This is a genomic window from Marinobacterium rhizophilum DSM 18822, from assembly GCF_000378045.1.
Classification (GTDB): domain Bacteria; phylum Pseudomonadota; class Gammaproteobacteria; order Pseudomonadales; family Balneatricaceae; genus Marinobacterium_A; species Marinobacterium_A rhizophilum.
Window position 1 is genome coordinate 232652 of the sequence record NZ_KB899096.1, and the last position, 23821, is coordinate 256472.

18 protein-coding genes and 1 pseudogene are annotated in these 23821 nt (G+C 56.1%); 3 read left to right on the top strand and 16 right to left on the bottom strand.

What is annotated here, in order from left to right:
• Window positions 1–11: 11 nt before the first annotated feature.
• The 16 genes and pseudogenes from F451_RS0111155 to F451_RS25405 form a co-directional block, all read right to left on the bottom strand.
• Complete coding sequence (locus F451_RS0111155) at window positions 12–1280, bottom strand: ABC transporter substrate-binding protein (RefSeq protein ID WP_020681450.1); 1269 nt, start codon at window positions 1278–1280, stop codon at window positions 12–14.
• A gap of 416 nt (window positions 1281–1696) precedes the next feature.
• Window positions 1697–2644, bottom strand: a complete 948-nt coding sequence (locus F451_RS0111160; RefSeq protein ID WP_020681451.1) for a carbohydrate kinase family protein — start codon at window positions 2642–2644, stop codon at window positions 1697–1699.
• A 425-nt stretch (window positions 2645–3069) separates the two neighbouring features.
• Complete coding sequence (locus F451_RS0111165) at window positions 3070–3414, bottom strand: hypothetical protein (RefSeq protein ID WP_020681452.1); 345 nt, start codon at window positions 3412–3414, stop codon at window positions 3070–3072.
• 297 nt (window positions 3415–3711) lie between these two features.
• Window positions 3712–4257: a hypothetical protein gene (locus F451_RS0111170; protein WP_020681453.1), complete on the bottom strand. Its 546-nt coding sequence runs from the start codon at window positions 4255–4257 to the stop codon at window positions 3712–3714.
• Between the two features lie 560 nt (window positions 4258–4817).
• Window positions 4818–5882 carry a substrate-binding domain-containing protein gene (locus F451_RS0111175; RefSeq protein WP_026291693.1) on the bottom strand — a complete coding sequence of 355 codons (1065 nt, stop codon included), beginning with the start codon at window positions 5880–5882 and terminating at the stop codon, window positions 4818–4820.
• 178 nt (window positions 5883–6060) lie between these two features.
• Window positions 6061–7059 (bottom strand): carbohydrate porin, encoded by a 999-nt coding sequence (locus F451_RS0111180; protein WP_083928408.1) that lies wholly within the window; start codon window positions 7057–7059, stop codon window positions 6061–6063.
• A gap of 969 nt (window positions 7060–8028) precedes the next feature.
• The gene (locus F451_RS0111185) at window positions 8029–9153 is read right to left on the bottom strand and encodes a Gfo/Idh/MocA family protein (RefSeq protein ID WP_020681456.1); all 1125 of its coding nucleotides are present in this window, start codon (window positions 9151–9153) and stop codon (window positions 8029–8031) included.
• Complete coding sequence (locus F451_RS0111190) at window positions 9150–10208, bottom strand: sugar phosphate isomerase/epimerase family protein (RefSeq protein WP_020681457.1); 1059 nt, start codon at window positions 10206–10208, stop codon at window positions 9150–9152. The genes F451_RS0111185 and F451_RS0111190 overlap by 4 nt, the downstream gene beginning before the upstream one ends.
• Entirely contained in the window at window positions 10205–11890 is a 1686-nt protein-coding gene (locus F451_RS0111195) for a GMC oxidoreductase (RefSeq protein WP_020681458.1), read from the bottom strand. Before F451_RS0111195 ends, F451_RS0111190 begins: the two co-directional genes overlap by 4 nt.
• A 34-nt stretch (window positions 11891–11924) precedes the next feature.
• Complete coding sequence (locus F451_RS0111200) at window positions 11925–12722, bottom strand: sugar phosphate isomerase/epimerase family protein (RefSeq protein ID WP_020681459.1); 798 nt, start codon at window positions 12720–12722, stop codon at window positions 11925–11927.
• The gene (locus F451_RS0111205; RefSeq protein ID WP_020681460.1) at window positions 12719–13789 is read right to left on the bottom strand and encodes an ABC transporter ATP-binding protein; all 1071 of its coding nucleotides are present in this window, start codon (window positions 13787–13789) and stop codon (window positions 12719–12721) included. Before F451_RS0111205 ends, F451_RS0111200 begins: the two co-directional genes overlap by 4 nt.
• Before the next feature lie 44 nt (window positions 13790–13833).
• Window positions 13834–14718 (bottom strand): carbohydrate ABC transporter permease, encoded by an 885-nt coding sequence (locus tag F451_RS0111210; RefSeq protein ID WP_169434497.1) that lies wholly within the window; start codon window positions 14716–14718, stop codon window positions 13834–13836.
• 2 nt (window positions 14719–14720) lie between these two features.
• Window positions 14721–15698, bottom strand: coding sequence for a carbohydrate ABC transporter permease (locus tag F451_RS0111215; RefSeq protein WP_020681462.1), 978 nt, complete (start codon window positions 15696–15698; stop codon window positions 14721–14723).
• Between the two features lie 34 nt (window positions 15699–15732).
• Window positions 15733–17046: an ABC transporter substrate-binding protein gene (locus tag F451_RS0111220; protein WP_083928409.1), complete on the bottom strand. Its 1314-nt coding sequence runs from the start codon at window positions 17044–17046 to the stop codon at window positions 15733–15735.
• 855 nt (window positions 17047–17901) lie between these two features.
• Complete coding sequence (locus F451_RS0111230; protein WP_020681465.1) at window positions 17902–19062, bottom strand: ROK family transcriptional regulator; 1161 nt, start codon at window positions 19060–19062, stop codon at window positions 17902–17904.
• 144 nt (window positions 19063–19206) lie between these two features.
• Window positions 19207–19395: pseudogene (locus tag F451_RS25405) on the bottom strand (transposase domain-containing protein); the annotation flags it as partial.
• Window positions 19396–19826: 431 nt separating this feature from the next.
• Between F451_RS25405 and F451_RS0111240 the strand changes: the two are divergent.
• The 3 genes from F451_RS0111240 to F451_RS0111250 form a co-directional block, all read left to right on the top strand.
• Window positions 19827–20555 carry a response regulator gene (locus F451_RS0111240; RefSeq protein WP_020681466.1) on the top strand — a complete coding sequence of 243 codons (729 nt, stop codon included), beginning with the start codon at window positions 19827–19829 and terminating at the stop codon, window positions 20553–20555.
• 3 nt (window positions 20556–20558) lie between these two features.
• On the top strand, window positions 20559–23057 hold the full coding sequence (locus F451_RS0111245) for a PAS-domain containing protein (RefSeq protein WP_020681467.1): 2499 nt from the start codon (window positions 20559–20561) through the stop codon (window positions 23055–23057).
• 177 nt (window positions 23058–23234) lie between these two features.
• On the top strand, window positions 23235–23821 hold a 587-nt coding region (locus F451_RS0111250; protein ID WP_020681468.1), incomplete at its 3' end, for a substrate-binding domain-containing protein.

A 23821-nucleotide genomic window follows, 5' to 3' on the forward strand; every position in this document is an offset into this window, starting at 1 on the left:
GTCAGCCTGGCTCACCAGGAACGTTTGCGAATGCGTTTAAGCTGTGTTTCCAGCGCTTCAACCGCGGCCTGCGGCTCCACCGTTCCGGACAATACGCCATGCACAGAATTGAAGAATGCATTGCTGACACGGCCATAATTATCGCCGGTCACCGAGGACGGGCGTGGCACACCGTTGGCAAAGGTTTCGTAGAGGCTGCCGAAGAATGGCACGGCGTCCAGTACGTCCTGATCCTTGTAGAGCGCTTCGATGGTGGGATTGTAGGAACCTTCAATCGCGCGGCGTTTCTGCTCTTCATAGCTGGTGAGGTACATCACCAGGTCAGCCGCCAGCGCCGGATGCGCGGAGTAATTGGATACGGCCAGCTGCCAGCCACCCAGCGTTCCGGCAGGACGGCCGGAAGCGCCACCCTTGGGCAGTGCCACAACACCCACCTTGTCTTTAACCGGGCTGTCTTCACTCTGTGCCAGCCCCCAGGCATAGGGCCAGTTGCGCATGAATACCGAGTTACCGGACTGAAAGACACCGCGGGCTTCCTCTTCGCCGTAGCTCAGCACACCTTCAGGTGAAATGGTGCCGATCCAGCCCCGAGCCGTGTCCAATGCCTGCACGGCCTGGGGATTGTTGATGGTAATCTCACCACTGGCATCGACCAGCGTGCCGCCGTTGTAGCTGTAGATCCACTCCAGCGCATCGCAGGTCAGCCCTTCGTAGGCACGGCCCTGCCAGACGTAACCCCACATCTGTTCGTTACCGGCGTCACGCTCGGCCTGCTGAACCTTGGCCGCGATTTCGGTCAGATCCTCCCAGGTGTCAGGTACCGGTTGCGCGTATTTCTCCAGCAGATCCTTGCGGTAGTAGAGCACACCGGCATCGGTAAACCAGGGCATCGCCAGCAGCTTGCCGTCCACCGTATTGTTGGCAACGATGGATGCAAAATGCTCAGCCTCCTGCCCCTTGCTGTAGGGGGTAAGATCCAGCAAGTGCTGCCCAAGCATACCGGGCCAGATAACGTCTATCTGAAAAACATCGATATCAGACGAGCCTGCCGCCAGCAGCTGCTGGTACAGCGAAAGCCGTTCTGTGGAGGAGTTGGGCGTTGAAACCAGCTCGACCTGGTGACCCGTTTTGGCCGCCCAGGCGGCAGTACCTTCCTGGCAGAGCTTGAATTCAGACCCCACCGCGCCGCAGGAGATCGTAACGGTTTCAGCCGATGCCGATGTTGTAATCCATGCGCATGCAGCGGCAATGGCCAACCGGCTAAAGACGTTGAAATTCATAGGGAGCACCTCGTTATTGTTGTTGGTCTGACGAAATCAAAAACGTACTTAAACGTTTAAGCTAATGACCGGTAAATTAGACAGAAGAGACCCAAAAAACAAGGAACGGCGGATCTTAAATGATTCTTAAATGATGCCGCAGCGCAGCATTTGCCGACCACAACACGCATGAAAACGCCTGTAGCGCAGAACGCGAACCGGCATCGCTGAGACACCACAGCAACGGCGGTCTTATCGGGGGGAATTAAGGGAGTAAAACAGAGAGACCGCAAGAATGAAAGCCAGCCTTTTCGGCCAGGCTTTGCCTCGACGGAAAGGCCGACAAGGACCTTGAATGCAGTGCATTCAACACAGCTGAGAAACCGGCCAGGACGACCCTGGCCGGTGAAGCGCGAAGGCAGGCGTTATCGGCCGACTCAGAGTCCGAGCTCGGCCCCGACAGGCAGGGCCTGGAAGGCACCGTAGCGGGATACCGTCAGGGCGCCACAGCGACTGGCGAACTCCAGCGCGGCCCTAAGACGGGATTCATCGCGCACCCAGCCGGCAAAGGCCGGCTGGTCAATGGACTGTACAGACAACTGATACAGCAGCCCTGATACAAAAGAATCGCCGGCCGCGGTGCTGTCGAGCACCTTGGCTGCAGGCGGTACCAGTTGCATCGACCCGCCCGACCAATGGGCTTCCAGCGGCTCGCCGCCATCAGTGATGAGCAGCAAGGTCAGGCCGCCTTCCAGCAGCTTGGTCACCAGCGATGGATCCTTGCCATACAGAGCTTCCAGTTCTTCTCGGCTGATCTTCACCAGATCCGATGCCAGCATGGCCTCCCAGATCGGCGTCTTGGCATCGGCTCCTTCAGGCCAGAGATTGTGACGGTAATTGACATCAAAACTCACAACGGCACCGCCGGCGCGCGCACGGGCCATGAGCTCCAGGTGCTCTTTGCGAATGCCGGGCTCCGTCAGGGTATTTGAGCAGCTGTGAAACAACGATTCATGCAGGAAGGACTCGGGACATTGCTCCGCGCGGTACAGCAAATCAGCACTGCCATCACGGTAGAATGCAAAACTGCGCTCTCCCTCGTCATCCAGGCTGACAAACGCCAGCGCGGTCATTGCGGCAGAGGTTTGCACAAACTGACTGGTATCGACACCAAAATTCTGCATGGTCTCTACCAGGGTATCACCGAACATGTCCTGTCCAACCTGGCCCAGAAAACAGGCATTGCCGCCGAGCTTGGCAACACCGACCGCCACGTTCGCCGGTGCCCCTCCCGGGTGAGCAACGAAAGTGGTCGGTCCGGCATGACTCGGCTTAGCGAGCATATCGATCAGAGCTTCACCGAATGCGATGACTTTAACGGACATATCTGTCCCCTTGTCTACTGATTAATTGGAAAGCGGTATCAGGCAAGATAGCACCCGGATGCTGACCCGGCGTTGTGCACAGGACGGCATCATGGACTGCACAGCCGACAGAGAGTGAAGAGCATGAAGCGAGGGTAACGACCATCGGGTAACGCCTGACTGCTTATTATTAGGAAACTAACCGATTGTATCGCCAAAAAAACCGATGGTGAATTTTTATTTTCGTAAATTTACCAAAATAGATAGAACTAACGAACCAGATGGTACCCAGATACCACTGCAGCTCCCGCTACTGTCTTCCATACGCAAGGCCTGTGGCGCCACTATACCACCGGTGCGGCAACGCAGCGCCCGCCCCGGCGACAACTCTGGCGGATAAATCGGTTTACTGCCCGCTTGCCGACCAGGTTAATCAACGACCCCGTCTAATTCCACTGACACTGCTGCGCCGGAGCAAAACGCACCAGGCGCAGGTCGCCGTCTGCGCGTACGGTGGCGCTGCATTGCGCAGCGACACCGTTAAGTTTCTGGTCTGCCAGGCGCACACTCAGGCGGCCTGTTGCGATATGCGTCCAGTTGCAGTTTTCCTGACGCCAGTCGCAACAGGCCATGGATCCGGCGGCGATCCATTTGCGGTAATTGATGCCATGATCGCCGACTTCAAAGAACAGCCGCTGTTCACTGTCGTTGTGTATGCAAAAGGCAGACACAGGGGTTGCTGTCCCCAGCAAGAACAGGAGAAACAACAGAATGGAACAGTTTCTGTACATGAGATATCCCCAACGCGTTACGCGATCGCCGTTCAGTAAGAGGGCCCAGCCTCATTTCAACTGTAGCTCGAGCTGCCCCTCCAGGCCGTGGTTTTTACGTCTCTTATCTGCAGCCATACACCGACATGGGGTGCTAACCCCTGACGTCGACTGCGCACCGATGAGGCCGGCAAACCGGTGTACTTCGGACTGTACCCGTACGCCCTTCCCTGTTATCCCCACTCTGCAGTTCCCCATCGCGCAACACCCGCCAAGGTACATCAGGCAGCGTGATCAAGAACCACCATGCCTCGGTTATTAAAGGCCGAGGCGTTGGGCACAGTCGGTACATTGCGGTATCTGCACAGGCTTGCTGAAGGCTACCCGGGATGGCGTGAAGTTGTCGCTCTCGCTACCCCGAAACATGACCGGTACAGAGTACTGCAGCGGATACTCGGTATCCCGGCTGGCATAAGCCTGGCAGTCATCGTCCGATCGCTCAATGCAGTAACGCATACTTGTATTCAGGCCCCGCACCAGCGGCACCGTTTCATAGCCAAGGCAGCGTCTGCGGCTATCACTCAGGCTTCCCGTTACCGTATATTCGGTGCAGATACGCACGGTTCCGCCATAGAGCAAGGCACGTCCGTCACCCGCAGTGAAATAACTCAGGTCATGGACCTTTTTCAGAAAGAGCCGGCCATCTGCACCGGTACTGGCATGCACATAGAACGGAATGACCGGCGCCAGCGGTTCATAGAATCGGTTCTGGTACAACTCGCCCCAGCTCGAATCGGGTCCGGGCGCCGCATTGATATTCACACTCAAGAAAACCAGAAGAGTAACACTTGCTAATTTATTCATGACTGATGCCTCCTTAGAAGCCGTCTTTTGGCTTGGCAGATCAGGGCTGCCTCTATCAAAGATAGACGTTTGGAAAGGCCTTGCAACCACGCCGAAACACACTCAAAAAAAATCTCTAAGCTTATGATATCTATATATTTATTAATAATACATTTTGACTTAATACGTTCTTAATTTCTTAAAAGCATCTTAATTTTACGGCCGATAAAAACCCACAGCGGCGCAGGTGACTTTACCTTTGAAAATACGCAGATATCGGCAGCGGAATTAGCTGCTTGATATTCCCTGGACCACAAGAGAAGAAATACTGTGTTTTCAGCGCATCGGTTATTAGGGAAATGGGGTTATTGAAACTTCTTTGGGATAAAACATTTGAGTGCAGCCACAGTTAGGTGGCTGCCAGATCGGGCTGCATGGCCAAACAGAGAGTCTGATCGAGGCCGGCGCCCGGGAGGAATCTGATCGGGCCTGCACCCCGGGCGAGAGATAAGCTCTATGGGATTGTATGGCAGTGTACGCGGGCGTTCAGGCGGCGAAGCCGTTGACACCGGCGTAAACGCTTAGGGGCAACTGGCGCCTATGCTTAAGCGCATTGGCAGCACGTGTTTTGTATCGGCGATATCGCCAAAGAACATCCTGCCCGCCATACGCCCCTGCTGCTCTGCGCAGGGTGGCAACAGCGTCGTCAGGGCACCCGACAATTGCGTGTCCCCTTCAGTTGCGGCGCATCCCACGATCTGCAGATCACCGGGTACGTTCAAGCCCTTTTCTGCTGCTACGCCCAGGGCCGCCAGGGCAATGGAATCGTCCATGCATAGCAGCAGATCCGGACGCGGGTAGCAACTCAGCGCTTCGCGCACGGCCTGCACCTGTGCTGCCATGGAAGAATCAGGTACATGCCAGATACGCTCTTGCGCACGCCCCATTCCCCGAGCCTCCAGCGCATCCAGGTAGCCGCGCAGCTTCAACTGCACGCGTGCGTCGTTGCCTGCTGCCACTTCCTGCTCACGCACACGGCAGACCCGTTCGGACTGCAACAAGTGCAATCCCAGTATCGACACGGCATTCACCGGGCGGCGAAGAGCGTGCTCTACCGCGAGACCGGCTCCGCCATAGTGATCCACCTGCACCGAGGGATAGCCGGCAAAGTTGCACTCCAGCGCAACAACGCGTCTGCCGCCGACCAGCGCCTGCTTTTGCTCCTCTGAACAAAACGTGGCTGCACGATAGACTATGAATCCATCCATTAAATGATCTTGAGGTGCCAGGTTCCAGCCCGCCCCCAGGCATGGCAGTAACAGCAAGTTGGCGTGATGCCTGTCAATCTCTTTCGCCAGGCCGCGAATAACCGCCTGGGTTTGCTCATCCTGCAGACTGCTTGCCAAATCTTCCGCCAGAACCAGGCCCAGCACCGTGGGACGGGCATTGAGCTGGCGTCGCCCACCACGAGGGCCCGCGTAGCCCTGGCGACGACACTCGTCAAGAATTCGCTGGCGCAAGCCGGCAGACAGCTGATCCGGCCTGTTGAAGGCGTTAGACACCGTTGCTGTCGATACCCGCAAACAATGCGCCATCTCTTTGAGTGTGAGCTTCTTGTTATGGTTGTCCATCTTTTGATGCCCCATCGTTACCACCGCAGGCTGGACCTCTTAGCCACAACGCTGGCATGCACTGCATGCCACTCCCGCCCGCTTTGAGGACCGGCCTGCTACAACGCAAAAAAGCGGCGGGCACAAGGCCCCGCCGCAAAATTTGGAATCATTGAGGGTCAATCGCCCTGGTCCGCATTACACGGCCGCCAGGTCAGAAGGTGTAGTTGATGCGCATGCGCACACCCGTCGTACTGTCGTCGGCGCCCACGTTGTCCGCCGAAGAACCGGACACCGCAAAGGTCACACTGGCGTTGTCGATATCGAGCAGCGGCATCGTGTAGGCGGCATAGGCCGTAGTCACGTCAGGATCAGGGCCCATCGCCACGTCGGTTTCGGAGTAAATCAGGCCTGCACCGAAGCGGCCGTATACCAGGTTGGCACCGTAGGTATGGACCTCTTCATCGGCTGTCTCGTTGTCGAGCCAGGCCGCATTTACATTGACCAGGGCCTCGCCCAGATCAAAGCTGGCGCTGGCGCCGACGCCCTGCTGTTCGATTTCACTACCATTATCCAGATCTACATTCTGGTACTCGTAACCGAGCTTGGCCGAGAAACCGTCTCCCATGTACGTGATTACGGGACGCACACCGGATACCGCATTCTCATCGGTACCGTCGTTGTTGTCATCGCCGAACATGCTGTTAACCTCAAAGCCGAAACCGCTGTCGCCCTTGAGGTGCAGGGCAATCTGGCCACCGTCGGTACCGGCACGGCCACGCACGATATTCGCTTCATAGACCTTTGCCACACCGCCACCAGCATGCTCCAGCAGCGTATCCTTGCCCTTCGGGAAGAGGTCTATGCCTTCGAACCGGCCAAACTGCAGATCCCAGCGATCATCACCAAACTGTACCCACATGTCATCGGTATGGGTGTCCGAATCCTTGGCCAGAATCAGGGTACCCTTGCCGCGCACAAAGTACTGTTCTCGCTGGATTTCACCACGCAGGTTAGCCTCGACACGGCCACCCTGGCGGTATTCAGTTGACCCCTCGGCTTTATTAATAGCGTCTGTATTAATCTCAACGTTCGCATCGAGACTGAAAGTTGGATTAAGGTTAGCTGCATTGACCGAGCAGGAGACCAATGCCGCCAGAGAAAGAGAAGAAACAAGCGCAGTAGTGCCAAGGGGGGAAACGAACAATTTCATTATTATAGTACCTTTGTTTTTATGTGTTGCGATTAAAAGTTATTCCCTACACCCAAATCACAGCCTCTTCCGTAAAGCCATAGAATTAAAATAAAGTAAACGTTTACGTTCTTTTCGTTATGTTATTAGTTTTGTCGCCGTTGAATCAACTAAAAAAAATCTTAAATTAAACTTAATTTTTTATAGTTCTGTAAGTCATTGATTTGTATAGAATTATTATGTCACTTTACAACTAGAACGCTATCTAACGAAAAGATCCTTACCGCGAATATGGTAGTCATATCCCGCATTAAACTTACGGCATACATCATATAAGCCACGTTTTTATTTGCAGAAGATTTAAACCTACCGGTAGGTTTTTAATTTTAAACACGACAGTTTTAATTCAACCAGTCATTACGACAAATATTGCGAGAAACATGTCACCTTTATCTCAACCTGCACATAAAGAGTTGCAAGCTATCACTCCCGAGCCCTGTATTACACACCTGATACTCAATTTAGAGTATCGAGATCAATTATCAGACATCCAGGCACTAGCGGTCTACCTGAATTAGCACGCACTATTCCCGAAAGCCTATAATGCTACCATTACTAGCTACGTGTTCTCTGGTACATCAGCGTATCTTCGAAAAAGGTGGTACTGACATCCGGTCTATCAGCGTTATCGAATTCAGCGAGCATTCGAGAGCCCTGCACCCCTTCCTAACCATAATCAGCAGCCCATATATTGACTCTCATGTGTTGAAATAAGCGATATCGCTCACGAATTGCACCAGAACCAGCGTGGGAGCCTTAAGGGCTTTCATACATGTTTCCTCTTTAACGGTCGAGCGAGATCCGCTTCTCCACGTCGCGCTGCCCCTGTCCGAAATCGCAGAACACAAGCAACAAGAATACGCTTCGGATCGAAGTGTGCATTCATGTTCTGACCTGGGTCAGAATGGATCAAAGCGGTTATTCGCTGCATCAGAGCGCTGCAATATCGATCCATGCACAATTCTGCTCGGCGCTTTTTTGGCAACCAGCGATAAAACGCATTCCTGCCAAACCATCATCAAGATCCGGCAGTTTCGAGGCCTTCTCGGGATCGCGGATCAGTGCCGCCGATTCACGATAAAGATTGGCGAAGGCTTCGAGGTAGCCCTCGGGATGGCCGGCAGGGACGCGGGAGGCGGCGCTATTGTCTGCAGTGGCACCTGCCCCGTTGCGGGTCAGAAGGCAGGTCGGTGCTCCGAGCTTTGTAAAGCGTAAAAGATCGGGCTCCTCATGGGACCATTCGAGCCCACCGGCCTCGCCAAACACTCGCAGGCGCAGGCTGTTTTCGTGACCGATGCCCACTTGAGAGGCAAGCAAAAGTCCCTTGGCACCGCCCTCGTAGCGCAGTAACACTTCGGCATTGTCATCCACGGCCCGTCCATCGACGAAGGAAGACAGGTCTGCAGCGAGCCGTTCACAACGAAGCCCACTGACGAAACCCGCCAGATGATAGGCGTGCGTTCCGATATCCCCGATCGCGCCGCCGCCTGCTTTGGCTGGATCAACCCGCCACGCGGCCTGTTTGTTGTCGTGAGCAGGCTCAGCAGCGAGCCAATCCTGTACATATTCCACCGCAACAAACCGAACCTTTCCGAGATCGCCACGCGCGACCATTTCACGCGCCTGCCGAATCATCGGATAGCCGGAATAATTATGCGTAAGAATAACGCGCGCCTCGGAGACCTCGGCGGCGGCTACAATAGCCTTTGCTTCCTCCTGCGTGCTTGCCAGTGGCTTATCGCAGATCACATGGATCCCGCGTTCGAGAAAGGCAATCGCAGGTGCGGCGTGCATGTGATTGGGCGTCACGATGGCCACCGCATCAATCCCGTCGGCACGCGCGGCTTCGGCTTCGGCCATCACGTTGAAATCTGCGTAACTACGGTCCGGTGCGATACCGAGATCGTTCGCGGAGGCGCGCGCTCGCTCTGGATCTGAACTCAGCGCACCGGCCACCAGCTCCCAATCGCCGTCGAGTCGCGCCGCCATACGATGAACGCCGCCGATAAATGCGCCCTGACCACCGCCGACCATGCCAAGTTTCAATTTGCTCATTTTTGCAGTCCCAGCATTTTTCTGTTCGCCGCGTCATCGGCGCCGCCGTTGGCAAAATCATCAAACGCCCTTTCGGTCACACGGATGATGTGATCGCGCACGAATTGCGCACCTTCGCGGGCGCCATCTTCAGGATGTTTAAGGCAACACTCCCACTCGACCACCGCCCAGCCCTCGAAATCCATGGCCGCGAGTTTGGAAAATATCGCCTTGAAATCCACTTGACCGTCGCCTAGGCTGCGGAAACGTCCTGCGCGATCCACCCAGGGCTGGAAGCCCCCGTAAACACCTTGGCGCCCCGTCGGGTTGAACTCGGCATCCTTGACGTGGAACATCTTGATCCGGTCGCGGTAGATGTCGAGGTGATCAAGATAATCAAGACTTTGCAGGACGTAGTGCGACGGATCAAAAAGCATATTGGCCCGCGCATGACCATCGACACGCTCGAGAAACATATCGAAACTCGCCCCATCATGAAGATCCTCCCCAGGATGAATTTCGAAACATACATCGACACCGCACTCATCCGCGTGATCGAGGACCGGACGCCAGCGCGCAGCCAATTCGTCAAACGCGGTCTCGATCAGCCCCTCAGGGCGTTGAGGCCACGGGTAGAGATAGGGCCATGCCAGCGCTCCCGAGAATGTCGCCATCGCGGTGAGGCCAAGATTTTTCGACGCGCTCAAGGTCTTTATGACCTGATCGACCGCCCAGCTCTGACGCGCCTTGGTATTGCCGCGAAGTGGCTCGGGCGCAAACCCTTCGAACGCCAGATCATAGGCAGGATGCACGGCAATCAACTGGCCTTGGATATGTGACGAAAGCTCGGTTACCACGACGCCGTTTTCTGCGGCCTGACCACGCCAGTCGTCACAGTACCCCTTGCTTTGAGCAGCTCTATCGAGATCGATTAGAGAGGACGCGCTCGAGGGTACCTGTACCCCTTCGTAACCACAATCAGCGGCCCATTTGGTAATCCCGTCCCATGTGTTAAAAGGAGCACTATCGCCCACGAATTGCGCCAGAAACAGCGCGGGTCCCTGAAGGGTTTTCATACAGTTTTCCTCTGCGTTGCGGTTTGCGTGGCTGTTCTAGGCAAGCTGTATTCCGCCGCCAGATGACGACAGGCTCGCAAGCTCTGCGCCATGACTGTCAGCGTGGTGCCCATGACGCCACTGCCTGCAAAAATGGAGGCATCCGTCACGTATAGGTTGGGAATATCCCAGCACTGACCCCATTCATTCACGACCGAGTTTTCAGGGGAGCTACCCATCCGCGCACCACCGCATTCATGAATCGCCGCGCCCATCTGCATGACCCGCGAGAACATCGTCTTGAACAGGAAACGAGCGATTGGCTTGCTCCCCGGATAGACACCCCGCCCCCATTCCCGGATGCCAAGCGGGGACCCCAGAAACTCAACCTCGCCGCCAGCGCCATTGGCTGTTTCAAGGAAATATGCCTCTTGTCGCGCCAGCATTCGGCGGTCTTCTGATCCCATTTTGCACCTGATATGGGGTACGGGAATGCCCCATTTGTCGGTCTTTTTACGGTCGAGCGTGATCCGGTTCTCCGCGTCGGGTTGCATCTGTCCGAACCCGAAGAACAGAAGGTCGGCGGTTTCATTCGCGGCTTTACCATCGCGCCCGATTGAGCCCTGAAAAACGAATTCGCCGCGCGCGGCGGGATCGCCTTTCGCATCTGAGCGGGTGATGAATACCCCACCGGCCGGGTCGTAGAACCGATCGCTCCAATCGGCAGGCGTCATGTCCGTATTCCGCGCCGCGTCATAACGGCCCATGCCTAGCATCGGCAACTGGTCCATGAAGTATCGCCCAAGCATGCCCGAGGAATTTCCGAGCCCCGCAGGGTGTTCGCCACTTTTCGAATTAAGCAGAAGGCGAACGCTTTCGATTGGGGATGCACCCAGAACGACATGCGCGGCATTGACCACTTCGGTTCGTCCTGTGCGCGTGTCGGTGAACTCAACGCCCGTAGCACGACTGGCTTCGCTCAGCACTCTGCGCGCGACAGCGTCGTAACGCACGGTCAAAAGTCCCGTTTCGAGCGCCTCCTCAAGCGGCGGCATCATGCGTGATTTCGGCGGTTTGATGGATCGCCACGCGATAACGTGTTTCTCGGGCCATTGATCTTCGACGGCCGTTTTGAAGCGTTCTTCGGCGGGCGAGAGTTTGGCAGGGGAGCTGAACACCCCGTCAGGGACGGTCTCGACCCCATCGGCATTGCCAGACACTTCGAGACAGCGTTCAACCTCATCGTAGTAGGGCGCGATATCGTCGTAGGAAATCGGCCAATCGACACCACGACCCGCGCGGCTTTGCGATTTAAAATCGTCATCACCCCAGCGCGAGAGCGCGCGCCCGAAGAGATGAAGACGCCCGCCCTGTTGACGCCCCCTGATCCAGATAAACGGCGCATCTTTCGGCGTGGTGTAGGGGTTGTCACGATCGTTGGCATAAAGGTGTCGCAGCATCCCGCGGAAAAAAACGGAACGCGACTGGATCGGTTGGCCCTCGAACGTCGCAATGGCACGCTCCAGTATATTAATCGTGGCAGGCTTCGCGGGTTTCTTCGCGGGATCGAAATCCGCGTCAGACAACTCTCGCCCTGCTTCGAGCATGAGAACCCGCAATCCATTCTGTGTCAGTTCACGCGCGGCGAAACTTCCCGCAGCGCCAGACCCGACGACGATCGCGTCGTAACTACTATCTGTCATTTTTTACTCCAAAACAGCAAATGCAGACCCGCATTCAGCGGCGCGCAATACGGTGCGCCGCAGTTACGGAACGGGTTGCAAATCGGCGCCAATCAGCGGGTTGGTCATGTTCGAGCACCATGATCCGCGCGCCTAGATCGAGGCAGCGTGGCCATAGTGCTTCCCAGTCCATCGTCCCGTATCCGAGATCGGCGAAGCCTTTTTCGTCCAGACAGGTGCCCTTGGGGGCCATGTCCTTGACATGAACCGCGGGAATACGACCGGCGTACTTTTCCAGAAATTCAAGCGGGTCCGCCCCACCAACAATCATCCAGGCGAGATCCGGCTCAAGCGCAACATCCTTGCCCAGCAAACGGTCGAGGGGATAGCTGCCGTCAGGAAGGCGCTCCATCTCGAACTCATGATTGTGGTAAGCAAACGTCAGCTCACGCGCGGCCATATCTCGTGAAACCTCAGCCAGCCGCGCACCGTAGGCATCCCAACCGGCAGCGGTGCTCGGGCGATCTTCGGGCGAGATATAGGGATCAACAACCAACCACATACCGAGCGTTTTGGCGATCTTCTCGACTTGATCGGGGGCTGTTTCGAATTGAGAAAGGGTGAAATGTCCGCTTTCCGCGGTCAGCCCATAGCGCTCAAGTAGGCTGGCATAGGTCTCCACCTCTTGCATGCTCCCTGGCAGTTCAAAAAAGAACGGTTGCACGTCCTTGAGACCCAATTCAGCCAGAAGCCGGAGTTGTGTTTCTAGATCGACTTCTTCACGGGAAGAAAACATTTGGAACGAAATTGTCACCGCACTCATGTCGGTCCTCTCAAAGTTTTTGGTGTTCATCCGAGGCACTTGGTGGTAATCGGATCGAAAAGATGCACGCGCGCCGGATCGGGGCGGACAAAAAGCGGCGCTCCATCAGCTTCCAGCACCCGTTCACGGAACACGCCGGTAATTGAACTTTGTCCCATCTCCATGAACACCATCGTCTCGGAGCCAGTAGGCTCGACCACGCTGATCCGCGTTTCGATCCCGTCGCTACCGGCCAGTTGGATATGCTCGGGGCGAAAACCATAAACGACGGGCTGCCCGTCCTTCACCTGTACATCCTCGGAGAGTGGCAGGATGACACCATCATGGCTCGCGAAGGTCGGTTTGCCACCTTGCATCACGATCTTACCCTCCACGAAATTCATCGAGGGAGATCCGATGAATGCCGCAACGAACATGTTGTCGGGGTGGTCATAGATGTTGAGTGGCGTGTCGCATTGCTCCACCACGCCTGCTCGCATTACAACGATCTTGTCAGCCATGGTCATGGCTTCGATTTGGTCGTGGGTAACGTAGATCGTAGTGGTTTGAAGCCGGTGCTGCAGCGCCTTGATCTCGGTCCGCATCTCGACCCGAAGCTTGGCGTCGAGGTTCGAGAGCGGTTCGTCAAAAAGAAAAACCTGAGGGTCGCGGACAATCGCACGCCCCATGGCGACTCGCTGGCGCTGACCGCCCGACATCTGTCGTGGGTACCTGTCAAGCAGCGGTCCCAAGCCAAGAATATCGGCCGCCTTGTGCACTTTTTTGGCCCGCTCGGCTTTGGGCATACCCTTGAGCTTGAGCGAAAACGCCATATTGTCCGCCACGGTCATGTGCGGATAAAGTGCGTAGCTTTGGAACACCATAGCGATATCACGGTCTTTCGCCAGCACATCGTTGACCACCCGTGTGCCGATCTGCACCTCGCCGCCGCAGATGTCCTCAAGCCCTGCGATCATCCGCAAAAGGGTGGATTTCCCGCAGCCCGAAGGACCGACAAGAACTACGAACTCACCATCTTCGATCTGCACGGAGACACCATGAATGATCTGGTTGCCGCCGTATGTTTTTGTTACGTCTCGGAGTTGAACCTGTGACACGTGCGTTGCTCCTGTTGTTTGGTTTCACTGGGGTGCGCGTTGCGTCACCCTTTGACAGCACCACCAAGGATGCCGCGAACGAAATAGCGCTGAAGTGCGACAATGAGGAAAAGAGGAATGATCACCGACAAGAAGGTAGCGGCCATCAGCGGCCCCTGCCCCTGCGATGTCTGGTTCGCCAAGCCCGCGAGGTTGACCGTGACAGGAGCCGCATGGGAGGAGCCGCCCATAAACAGAAGCGGGGTTAGCAGATCGTTCCACGACCAGAGAAACGCCATCAAGCCAAGCGACGCCATGATCGGGCGTGCTAGTGGCATCACCACAGAGCGGAAAATACGCAATTGCGAAGCGCCATCAAGCTCGGCGGCTTCATATAGCTCGGCAGGGATAGACGCGATGAACCCGCGCAAAAGAAACACACCAAACGGGAGGGTAAATCCAACCTGGTAAAGCCAGATACCCGGGATCGTACCGGAAATCCCGAAGGTGTAGTAAAGCTTCAACAGCGGCACGAGCGTAATCTGTGGCGGCGTCACGAGTAGCGCGACGAGCGCTAGCGACAGCGCCATCCGCCCGCGAAACTGCATCCGCACCAGTGCATAGGCCCCGATCAGCGACAGCAGAACCGTGATGATTGTCGTGGGTAGCGCGATTGCCACGGATGTCGTCAGACTTCCTGCTATATCAAGTTGATCGAGCGCGAGTGTGTAGTTCTGCATGGTGAAATTCGGGCGCAGAAAAGCCCACCACCATCCGCTCGCTGCGGTGTCCGCCTGTCGCCGAAACGATGAGACCAGAAGTGCGAGAATCGGAAGAAGCCAACTCGCCATGAACAGTACGACTACACCGTGAACAACAAAGCGTGACAGACGGGGTAGTTTGCGCTGGCGCTTGAAGGGCGCGGACGCAGGCATCGTTGTATCGGTCATGGTCATTTCCCGGCCTCCGTTCGGAATTGGTGGATATTGATGAGAGCAACAGGCAAGGCTGTAATCAAAAGGACCACGGCAATTGCACTGGCATGTCCGAGATTGTTCATCGCAAAAAGCTCGTAGTAGAGGCGGTTCGCGATCACATCCGTGCCGAAATTGCCGTTAGTCATCACATAGACGATGTCAAAAACCTTCAGTGCCGCGATGATCATGGTGGTCAGGACAACCAGAACGGAAGGCAGAATGTTGGGCAGAATGATCGAAAAAAAGACCCTAAAGTCCCCTGCCCCGTCAAGGCGTGCCGCCTCGACCATATCGTCCCCGACATTCTTGATCGCAGAAGACAGGATCAGCGTCGCGATTCCCAGCTGAAGCCAGACGGCAATGAAGATAAGCGCGAAATTGTTGATCACTGGCTCGATGAGCCATGCGACGGGTTTGATCCCGAACAGGCTCAAAAAACCATTAATCGTGCCAAACTGCGCCATGCCGGCCGGCTGAAACGAATACATCTGCCCCCAAATGACGGCCCCTGCAGTAAAGGAAATGGCCGTCGGGAGAACCGCAATGGTTACCGCGAAAGGTTCGTATTTCACCTTGTCAAACAACACCGCGGTAATGAGCGCAAGGACCACAACGCAGAGCGGGAAGGCAATAAGCCACAGAACGTTGTTGCCGATAACCTCAAGCATCGTGCCCGAGAAGGCCCACAGATAATTATCAAGCCCGACCCAGTCATCGACACGTGCGTTCTTGAAGGACGTCCTAATCGTGTCAATGACCGGGTAGAGCAGGATCAGAACAATCAGTAGAATAGGAAGGGAAAGCCACACCCATGGGCGCGCCGACCGCCGAAGAACCGGCGGAAACGTCCGCAGAATGCCTTCACCCACACCTAGAGCGGCATAAACCAAGACGGGGATGCCAATAGCACCGAGAACGATGAGAAGCGGGATAAGTGTCATGGTATCTTTCATGGAGGTCCCAGGGGTGTTTGCCTTTGAAGAACGATTACTCGACCGCGGCCTGAACGTCGGCCAGAATGGCGTCTAGCTTGCCAGGTGAGCGCATGTATTCAACAACGGCACGATAATAGGCACTCGTTCCGCCCCCCGACAAAAGCGCGTTCGGTCCTACTGCGAATTGCACATCCCCAGCGCTCACGTACGACTCCGAGATAGATTGCAACACGGAGCTGGAATAGGCGTCGGACGGCACGTTCTTGTTTGCCACCGGCCAACGGTTGAGGGAGGCGAGATAGGTCTGCGCCGGTGTCGAGGCCATGAACTCGAGAAACGCCTTGGTCTCTGGCCGGTCCGTCAGGCCAATGCTGGTAGCGGCCTGGAACAGCTCATATCCATAGAAAGCAGAGTTCACCGCAGGCACGCGGTAGAAAGCAATATTCTCACCGGGGCGAGCATTTTCGCCCAGCAGGCCAGGCACCCAAGCGCCCCATAGCGAAACCTGGCAGGCAGCCGGTTCGGAAATAAGGCCGTTGTATCCAGTGGCGATCGAGGTCGAGATCGCACCGACATTCCCCCCCAGAAGATGCGTATCCGTCGCCACGACGCGACCGAATTCCTCGAACGCTCCTTTAACCTCGTCGCTGGTCCAGGGAAGCTCACCCGATCCCCACTGCTCATAGAGCTCGGGACCATAGGTCTTTAGGAAAATATTATCGATAATCTGCGCACCCGGAAAACCGGAAGCCGCACCCGCACCTTGCGCCGCGCACCAGACTGCATTGCCTTTTTCTGCTTCGGCGATGGTCCAATCAGCAAGCTCTTTCCAGTCTGTGGGGTCTTTGGGGCCAGTGTATGTTTCCGGGTTGTACCAGACCATAAACGGATTCATGCCCTGATAGAGACCAAAGACCTTTCCATCAAAAATCGTGGTTTCGAGCAGCTGCTCGTTGAAATTCCTACTCAGGCTTTCGCCCATAAGCTCGGTCAGATCAAGCGTGAGACCCTGATGGGCATATTCGGCAGCAATGCCGAGTTGCAGCTCGCCGACATCGGGGGGATTACCAGCCTGAATCCGCGATTGAATAATCGCGGTAGTATCGGCCGTACCGGTGTAGCGAATCTCAACACCCGCGCCTTGAGTGAAAGCGGCATAGACCTTTTGCAGGGTTTGTCCTTCGGCACCGCTATTTTGACCTATAAATTCGACATAGCCGCTCAGATCGTACCCTTTGGCGATGCGCGCAGCCTCTTCGACTGCTGCTTGGTAATAAGCGCTGTCTTGCGCGATGGCCGGTGCAGCGACCAATGCTGTCAGAATGTAAAGCGAAGTTCGCTTCATGAGATGTCCAATAGTTTTCATTTTTATCGACCTCTAAAGTTGGCTGTGATGATTCATCAATTCGTCACAATTCCATAATGCAATGCCAATACAACTAGTGTCAATACAGATTCATATTCTTTCAATTTTGATATAATAACGAAAAAAATGGCCTTTGTACTTAATGATATTCCACATTATCAGGCGCTTATTTATTGCAATTTTAGGATTTCATTCGAATTTTTGGGCACGCCCAAAATTCTTTACAAAGAAAGGACGTCCAATCATTCACGAGGTTTGAAATGCTTAAAATTGGTTCTTCGCAGATTAACGGGAAAGTGAGCAGTGCGGCGGCGAGAAAGGGCAAGGTTGTGTTCACCAAAACATCACCAACAACCCGACCGCCGCCGTAATGCAGGCAAGTCTGCTTAACCTCTTCTGGGAAGGCTTTGAGCTGGAAAGTCCGACTGAACGAAGGATCATCAAGCGCAGCCGTTGACGACCGCTGCGTAATCCGGGCACCCATCCGAAGATAGTGCGTCAGGCTAGATGAGCGACTCGCAGCGAATGTACCGCTGACAATCGTGTACCTGCTGAAAAAGCAACTGAAGGAGCGCGAGTATGCTCCTCAGTGAAGACGAGGCACATCGGCACTGCAGTGAGTGGTTCGCAATGCCCATGGGCAGGGGAATGAAGCCACTCATGCTCTGCGCCAAGCGGCTATTGGCTATCGGGTTATCTGCCGGGGACCGTGGCAAGCGCCGTCTAACGCCTCATTACAAACATCCTGAAGGGTATGGACAACGGCATCAAAGTCATCAAGCGGATGCCGCATGTATACCGGTACAGCAACTTCTTGAAGATCAAAGTTGCCTTTAGCGGTAAAGCGCGATGAACCTAAAGCTTGGGCGGAAAAAGGCTGTCGAAACCAAGCGAGAGAGCCCCGCGACGCATGGTGTTTTCATACTCTGCGCTGATCTCGACCTGGATCCGCGCGGCTAAGGCTGCTGGCATTCGATACACAATTGTTTCTCGCACGCCAGCCAATAGATGATCGCCGATTTCTGCAGCGTGACCGGCAACGATGATCCGCCCCGGGGCAATGGCGATCACAAGTCCCAAAATGGCCTCTCCGATGTTACGCCCTACATTTCGGAGCGCTAAAATCGCATCCAGGTTTCCAGCAACAGCCAATTGAGCGACGTCTGAAATCGTGGCGACACTGTGCCCCTTGGCTCTCAGCATGTCATAGAGCGCGAGATTGCCTGCCACAGCCGACGAACACCCACGACTTCCGCACACACAGGGGCGCTCTCCCGCGGCCAAGATAGGAACATGACCAATTTCGCCTGCCCAGCCTCCAGTGCCACGGTGTACCGCACCATTAGTCACGATTCCGGCACCGATCCCGTTCGATACAAGAATGCACATAATGGGTTCTGCCCCGTCCTGGCTCGCTGCTACTCCGACGGCCATGAGATTGGCGTCATTTTCCACGATTACAGGCATGCCGATTACTGCTGCCATTCCTGTCGGTAACAAACCAACGCGTGACCACGGCACCGTTTTCTGGTCCTCAGCCACGGGCCCCTGAACCCCAAGGACACAGACCTGCAAATCTGCACGGTCAATCCCGTTTTCGGCACAAATCGTGTCTCTGATTTCCACGATATGCCGTATCGCGTCATCGGTCTCATACGCCTCATCCAAACACCGTGACAGGGACCCTAGCTCGGTCCCGCCAAGATCGCATATCGCACCCGTCACGTGGGTCTCATCGAAAAACACAAGGTATAACAAAGCTGCCCGTTCGTTCAATTTGAAGCGAACTGACGGCCGCCCGCGTTCAGCCGGAATGCTCGGGCCTTGTTTGATCAGACCTCTGCGGATGAGGTGATCAACCCGCGTCGCAACCGTGTTTCGCGCAAGTGAGGTTTTCTCGGCCAGTTCACCGAGTCCGAGAGGCCCATGTCGTAAGAAGCGCAAAACGCGCAGGTTATCTCTATCCAAGGCCTCTCCATCGGGAAAAGCAGTGTAATTTTGTGCAGGATCTTTCATATACGGGACCTTTATACATTATGCGTCTATGTTCAATTTTGTCGTTTGTAATGTCAATTTTAATGTAACCCCGTCACCTAAAACGCCTTGCGTTGTTCGGGCAGCGGCGTTGTTGACTTCGTTAGACGTCCGGGGTTGCAAACTCTACGGGAGCAATTCGCCGAGCCGGTTGATGCTGTGATCGTGGAATGCGGGCAAGGACGCCGGCCAAGTAAACCTGCGGATCGAGACCTTCATCTTGGCAGTTCTGATCAGGGTAATGGCGCGGGCGAGAATTCCGCCACCGGTATCCGGCCCCGCCGATTGCCAATTGCGGCGACCGACGCCGATCGGGATTTTTAGGCCGGCAGGATCCATTCCGGCAGGCGGTCCAAATCGGGGCTTACATTCTAATATTTCAGGCGAAAGATTAAGGCCCCTAACAGGTAGTTTTTCAACAGCCTGCTAAACCTGGAAGAATGCAGGCATGCATGGCAACCTCTTTGATCGAGAAAATGGCGCATAACCTGAAAATTGATTGGTAGTGACACCATTGACAGGCAATACGGCATGATAGCCAACATTGCTAACGCCTAGTAATCCGACACCAGAGCTCGCGATTAGATCGTTTTTCATACGGCCCCGGCCCCGGATTCTGTGTGACATCAACAGGCCTTGCAACAGCCCGACAGACCAGTTTCATCGACACCGGCGAAACATTTGAAATACGATCTGACCTATTCTGTGGTATCACAGCCACGCAATACGCCAATGGACAGCACGCTATGACGGAAACAGTACGCCAGAAAATTCTCATCGTGGACGATGAAGCCGATATGCGGGATCTGCTGCATGACCTGCTGGATGACAACGGATTCGACGCCGTAGCCGTCGCCAATGGCACCGACATGCAACAGGCGCTGGCCTCTGCCGCCTTTTCCCTGGTGATTCTGGATCTGCGCCTCAAGGGCGAAGACGGAATGCAGCTGGCACGGGGACTGCGCGCGGAATCCGGCATACCCATCATGATGCTCACCGGCAAGGGCGACGAGACAGACCGTATTCTGGGGCTGGAACTAGCCGCCGACGACTTCCTGATGAAGCCTTTCAACGTGCGCGAACTGCTGGCCCGCGTGCGTGCCCTGCTGCGCCGCTCGGCCGGCACCATGGCCAAACCCGAGGACGTTCACAGCCACCAGCGCCTGGCCTTCGGCGACTGGATTCTGGATCTCACCGCCCGCCAGCTGCTGCGCAGCGATGGCGATACCGTCGATCTGACCTACGGCGAATTCAACCTGCTTGAAGCCCTCGTCAAGGCCCCTAACCGAATCCTTACGCGCGACCAGTTACTGGAAATGACCCGCAGTGGCGACAGCGAAGTGTTCGACCGTACCATCGATGTGCTGATTCTGCGTCTGCGCCGCAAACTCGAGCCAAACCCCCGCCAGCCGCGCTACATTCGTACCGAACGAGGGCTTGGATACTGCTTCCACGCCAAGATCAGCCGGATCTGAACCATGCACAGTGCCCGCGCCCGTCTGCTTGTCGCCTTTGCCTGCATCATCCTGGCAGCCCTGGCCCTGGCAATTGTAGGATGGCGCGGTCTGAGCGATACCGAGCGGTCGCTGGAACGCCTGCGTGAAGAAATTCTGCCGGACATATCCCATTCCCTGGAGCTGGCCGAGCGTACCGCCAGTCTCGCATCCCTCGCACCTTTTGTCGCCGAGGCCTCGGCCCCCTTTCAGTTACAGCATGATCGCCAGCAACTGCAGCAACGGGTGGAACAGCTCAAGAACCTGGCCGGACGTATCCGTCATCTGACATCGGCCCCCGCCCTGCGAACGCTGCTGGAAAAGCTCTATGCCACCCTGGATGAGCTGATATTCCTGACACAACAGGAGCTGTTCCAGCGCGAGGACCTGCGCCAACTGCTGTATGAGTTACAGCAGATTGGCAGCCCCGTAGCCAATGTGCAGAGCCAGGCGGTTGACCAGTTGATTGCGGCCGCATCCGCCTCCTCGCGCGAACTGGCCTTAATCGAACGGCGCTTTGGCGCCCGCGAAGGTACCGACACGGCACTGGCTGCCAGCGCTAAGGAAATATTCCAGCTGAGGCACCAGCAACTCGAAGTAAAACAGCGCCAGGCCTATCTGCTGGCAGCGGTACGCGCCATCTCGGAGCAACTATCCACTGAGGTGAAACGCTTCGTCGACAGTCTGCAGAGCCGCTTTGAGCGCCAGCATGGCGCGCTGGCCGCCACCATCGACCAAGGTAAAGTCCGTATCCTGTGGATCAGCCTGATCGCCTTGCTGGCACTGGTCGCAGGCGCAGCCCTGGTGCTCACAATGACCCACAACCTGAAGGCCGTCACGCGGCTGATGACACGCCTCGCCTCCGGTGTCACCGAACAGGCAACTCCGGCAGTTCACCGGCGCGACGAAATAGGCAGCCTTGCTCGAGCCTTCAACGTCTTTCGGGAAAACAGCCGCGAACTGCAGTCAATGACCGAAGACCTGCAAAAGCAGCAGCACCTGTTGCAAACCGTGTTCGACAATATCAACGACGGCCTCAGCGTATTCGACCGCGACCAGCATCTGATTGCCTGGAATCCGCGTTATCTAACCATTTTTGATCTGCCCCCGAACCGGATTCGCGCGGGCCTGCCACTGGATCATGTGCAGAATCTCATGACCCGCAATGCCCACAGCAATCGCACGCTGGACAATCGCCCGCTCGACATGGCGCAGACCAACCTGCAACGCCCCGAGCAAGCCATTCGCTTCGAGCGCTACTATCAGGATGGCCGCGTTATCGAATTTCGCAGCCAACCCATGCCCGACGGCGGCTTTGTGACCCTCTACAGTGATCTGACGGATCGCAAGACCATCGAGTCCCAGTTGCGTCAGGCACAGAAAATGGAGGTGCTGGGCCAGCTGACCGGCGGTATCTCCCATGACTTCAACAACCTGCTGGCGGCGGTCATCGGTAACCTGCAACTGCTCGAGCAACAACCGGACCTGAGCGAGAAAGTCGCCCGCTACAGCCAGCGCGCTCTGGCCGCGGCTGAGCGCGGTGCGAGTCTGGTACAGCGCCTGCTGGCCTTTTCGCGCAAGCAACAGCTGCACCCCGAGGCCCAGCAGCTCAACCCGCTGATTGAGGGCATGCTGGACCTGATCGAATACAGCGTGGGCCCCCACATCGACATCCAGACCCGTCTCGAGGCCACCGACGACTGGATCTACGTCGATCCCGGCCAGCTTGAAAACGCCCTGCTGAACCTGGCCCTGAACAGCAGTGCCGCCATGCCGGATGGCGGCACCCTGTGTTTCAACACTTCCATGCAGACCGGCCCCGCCGGCGTCGACCGCGTGCAGATTGACGTCTGCGATACCGGCAATGGCATTCCCGAGGAGCTGCAGGAACGCGTCTTCGATCCCTTCTTTACCACCAAGGAAGTCGGCCAGGGCAGCGGCCTGGGGCTGAGCATGGTGTACGGCTTCGTCAAGCAGTCTGGCGGCGATATCCACATCGAAAGCCCACCCGGAAAAGGCACCTGCATTTCCATCAGCCTGCCCCGCCATGCAGCATCGCGTCCACCTGACTCAGCCGCGACGTCCAATGGACTGTCACAAAGCGTGCCCCACGGGAGTGGCGAGCTGGTCCTGCTGGTTGAAGACGACAGGCTGGTGCTGGAGGCAGTCGAAGAGATGATCGCAACACTGGGTTACGAACCGCTGACCTGTCGTAACGCCGAAGAGGCAATGCAATGGCTGCAAACCAACCCAGAGCCTGACCTGGTACTGAGCGACATAAACCTGGGCAGCGGCCAGACAGGCATCCAGTTACAGCAGGAGCTGCAAAAGCACTGGCCAACGCTGCCCTGCCTGCTGGCGTCCGGGCTCCCCCGGGATCAGCTAAGCAAACGTTATGGTCTGGCACCGAATAGCGATGTCATCGCCAAACCCTACCGTCTGGATACCCTTGCCCGCGCCCTGGCGAACGCCCTCGTCGCTTGAAGCAACAGTTTATATTTTTGCTTCAGCCCGCAATGCCCGTTTATCAGGCAGTTCATGACTATATTTCAATTGTTAACAGATGATCGCCAGAACGAAATTTTCTGTTCATGGCGACATTCTCTAATGACCCTACCGAACACGGTAATACAACAACAACAAAACAATTGGAGATCCACCATGAAGAAGCAACTGAGCGCGCTGGCCCTTGCAATCGCCGTCACCTCTCCTTTTGCTCTCGCTGAAGAACAACCTATCGTTGGCCTGATCACCAAAACCAACACCAATCCCTTCTTCGTAAAAATGCGTCAAGGTGCTGAAGAGAAAGCTGAGGCCATGGGCGCAAAGCTAATGTCCTTTGCCGGCAAATTTGATGGCGACAACGATTCCCAGGTCCAGGCCATCGAGAACCTGATCTCCGCCGGTGCCAAGGGCATTCTGCTGACCCCGAGCGACACTGCTGCCATCGTGCCTGCGGTTGAACGTGCCCGTGAAGCCGGGTTGCTGGTTATCGCCCTGGATACGCCGCTGTCACCGATTACCGCCGCGGATGCGACCTTCGCCACCGACAACTTCAAGGCCGGCGTACTGATTGGCGAATGGGCCAAGGCTCAGCTGGGCGACAAGGCGGCAGACGCCAAGATTGCCCTGCTGGATCTGAGCAGCAGCCAAATCACCGTCGATGTCGCTCGTAACCAGGGCTTCCTGCAGGGCTTCGGTATCGATCTGAACGACCCGAAAAAGATGGGTGATGAAACCGATCCGCG